The sequence below is a fragment of the Methylobacterium sp. WL18 genome (assembly GCF_008040015.1).
In the GTDB taxonomy this organism is placed as follows: Bacteria; Pseudomonadota; Alphaproteobacteria; order Rhizobiales; family Beijerinckiaceae; genus Methylobacterium; species Methylobacterium mesophilicum.
In genome coordinates, this window is the sequence record NZ_VRVD01000641.1 from 1 (window position 1) to 2,662 (window position 2,662).

The following is a 2,662-nucleotide window of genomic DNA, read 5'->3' on the forward strand; positions in this document are numbered from 1 at the left end:
GCGCCCGAGGCCGCGACATCGCCCAAGGCACCGGCCCCCAAGCCGGTGGCACCGCCCGCGCCGCCCGACCCGAACCTCGTCCTCCTGGGCGAGTTCGGCCGCGCGCACGGGCTCAACGGCGAGATCCGCCTGAAATCCTACACCGGCGATCCGTTGGCGATCGCCGGCTACGGCCCGCTCATGACGTCCGACAATCGGACGCTGACCCTGTCGGCCGTGCGCACCGCCCCGGGCTCCTCCCCCGACATCCTGATCGCCCGGGTCAAGGATATCGGCAGCCGCAGCGCCGCCGAGACGCTCAACCGCGTCGCCCTGTTCATCCCCCGCGACCGCCTCGCGGAGCCCGAGGACGACGACGAGGTCTACGCCGCCGACCTCGTGGGGACCACGGCGGTGGACGAGGCCGGCAACGTCGTCGGCACGGTCGTCGCGGTGCCGAATTACGGCGGCGGCGACCTGCTCGAACTCAAGCCCGCCACGGGCGGCGCCACGGCGCTGCTGCCGTTCACCAAGGCGTTCGTGCCGGTCCTGGACGTCCCGCAGCGGCGGGTGACCGTGGTCCTGCCGGAGGATTTCTTCGCGCCGGTGGGCGAGAAGCCCGCCGACGATCCGGGCTGACACCCCTGTCCCAGCACGGGTGTGACCGTCCGGCTCAGGGCCTGTCGATGCCGGGAAGCTCGGTAAGCGCGGCCGCCAGGGCGTCGACCACCAGGCGGATGCGCCGGATACGGATGCGGCCCGGCACGATCAGGATCGAGAGCGGGACCGGCTCGGGCGCGTAGTCCGGCAAGACGTGCTCGATCGCGCCGGCCGCCAGCAGATCGTCGACGAGCCAGACATGGGCCGCCGCGATGCCACGCCCCTGCGCCAGGGCCTCGCGGGCGGCCAAGCCGTGATCGACCAGCAAGCGGCCGCCCACCGGGACGCGGGATGTCGCGCCGTCCGGCCCGTACAGGCACAGCGTGTCGCTGCCGGCCACGTTGCTCATGCGGATGATCGAATGCCGCACCAGGTCGTCCGGTTTCTCGGGCCGGCCGTGATCTGCGAGATAGCGCCGCGACGCCACCAGGATCCGGCGCGAGCGACCGACGGCCTTGCGCTGCAGGCTGCTCTCCGCCAGCGGGCCGAGCCGGATCGCGACATCCGTCGCCTCGCGCACGAGGTCGATCCGCTCATCGGTCAAACCGAGATCGACGCTGAGTTCCGGATAGCGATCCTGGACTGCGAACAGCGCCCGGCAGACGTGTCGAACGCCCAGGGCCGCCGTGCAGGACACGCGCACCGTGCCGATCAGGCCGCCCCCCGCGTTCCGGACGCCGTCCGCGGCCTCCTCGACCAACCGCAGGATGGTGCGTGCCTCGGTGTGGAAGCGCTGGCCCTCGTCGGTCAGGGTGACCCGCCGCGTGGTTCGGTTGAGCAAGCTGGCCCCGAGGGCGGCTTCGAGCTCGGCCACGTGCCGGCTGACGGTCGATTGACCGACGCCCTGCTCGCGCGCAACGGCCGACAGGCTGCCGCGCTCGACCACGCGGACGAAGCTCCGCATCCGCTCCAGCGTGACGCTCGATTGATCCATTATGCGGAACGATCCTATCCCGCCGTGCCGTCTACCGGATGGCCCAGCGGACTTCTAGCTTCGCGGCTCCTCCTTCCCAGCGAGCCCGCCTCATGAAGATCCTCGTCGTCTCGGCCCATCCGGATCCGGCATCGCTGACGAACGCGTTGCGCGGCGTGGCGGTGGGCCAACTGGAGGCGGACGGACACGAAGTCCGCGTCACCGACCTCTACGCAGAGGATTGGAAGAGTGCGGTCGATCGGGCCGACTTCCCGACCCTGCCGGACGCGGCGCGCCTGCGGGTCCCGGCCGCGTCGAGCGCGGCGTTCACCACCGGGACCCTGACCGCCGACGTGACCACCGAACAGGCCAAGCTGCTCTGGGCGGATGCGCTGATCCTGGCGTTCCCGCTCTGGTGGTTTTCGATGCCGGCGATCCTGAAGGGATGGATCGACCGGGTCTACGCCTATGGGTTCGCCTACGGGGTGGGCGAGCACAGCGAGACCCGCTGGGGCGACCGTTACGGCGAGGGCACGCTGGCCGGAAAGCGCGCGATGCTGGTGGTGACGGCCGGCGGCTGGGAGACGCATTACGGCCCCCGCGGGATCAACGGACCGATCGATGACCTGCTGTTCCCGATCCAGCACGGCGTGCTGTTCTACCCGGGCTACGCCGTGCTCCCGCCCTTCGTCGTGTATCGGGCCGACAGCATGAGCGAGAGCGGCTTCGCGGCCACCGCGGAGAGCCTTCGGGCCCGGATGCGCGCGCTGTTCAGCACGGATCCCATCCCGTTCCGGCGGCAGAACGGCGGCGCTTACGCGATCCCGTCCATGGAGTTGCGGCCCGACCTGGTCCCGCATCTCTCCGGTTTCGCGGCCCATCTGGGCACCTGCGACACGCCCTGACCGCGCGATCCGAACCGCTCAGCGGGGCGTCGCGGCATCCCGGCACGGGCGGATCGTCTCCGGGCGCGGCCTCTGATCCGGCGCCGGCGCGGCGAACACCGCCAGATAGGCGCCGCCGCTCAGGGGGTGGAACCCGGTCTCCCGGTAGCCGGCGGCGGCGAGTTCGCAGCGCAGGAGCGCCGGCTACCGGGAGACCGGGTTCCAC

At 71.5% G+C, this 2,662-nt stretch carries 3 protein-coding genes and 1 pseudogene; 2 read left to right on the forward strand and 2 right to left on the reverse strand.

The genetic code is table 11. The annotated features are described in order from the left end of the window. Window positions 1-45 precede the first annotated feature (45 nt). Window positions 46-618 (forward strand): ribosome maturation factor RimM, encoded by a 573-nt coding sequence (rimM, locus tag FV228_RS26250; protein ID WP_147857217.1) that lies wholly within the window; start codon window positions 46-48, stop codon window positions 616-618. 34 nt (window positions 619-652) lie between these two features. Here the strand turns inward: rimM and FV228_RS26255 are convergent, their stop codons facing one another. Further along, window positions 653-1,573: a LysR family transcriptional regulator gene (locus FV228_RS26255; protein ID WP_147857215.1), complete on the reverse strand. Its 921-nt coding sequence runs from the start codon at window positions 1,571-1,573 to the stop codon at window positions 653-655. Between the two features lie 92 nt (window positions 1,574-1,665). Here FV228_RS26255 and FV228_RS26260 point away from each other — a divergent pair, with 92 nt between their 5' ends. Continuing rightward, the gene (locus FV228_RS26260; RefSeq protein ID WP_147857216.1) at window positions 1,666-2,457 is read left to right on the forward strand and encodes an NAD(P)H-dependent oxidoreductase; all 792 of its coding nucleotides are present in this window, start codon (window positions 1,666-1,668) and stop codon (window positions 2,455-2,457) included. An 18-nt stretch (window positions 2,458-2,475) separates the two neighbouring features. Here the strand turns inward: FV228_RS26260 and FV228_RS34435 are convergent. After that, a pseudogene (locus tag FV228_RS34435) lies at window positions 2,476-2,640 on the reverse strand (SAM-dependent methyltransferase); the annotation flags it as partial. Between the last annotated feature and the right edge of the window lie 22 nt (window positions 2,641-2,662).

Bases quoted from the DNA above. Each gene is read 5' to 3' on its own strand.
- FV228_RS26255 (WP_147857215.1), bottom strand. From the start codon at position 1,573: ATGGATCAATCGAGCGTCACGCTGGAGCGGATGCGGAGCTTCGTCCGC.
- FV228_RS26260 (WP_147857216.1), top strand. From the start codon at position 1,666: ATGAAGATCCTCGTCGTCTCGGCCCATCCGGATCCGGCATCGCTGACG.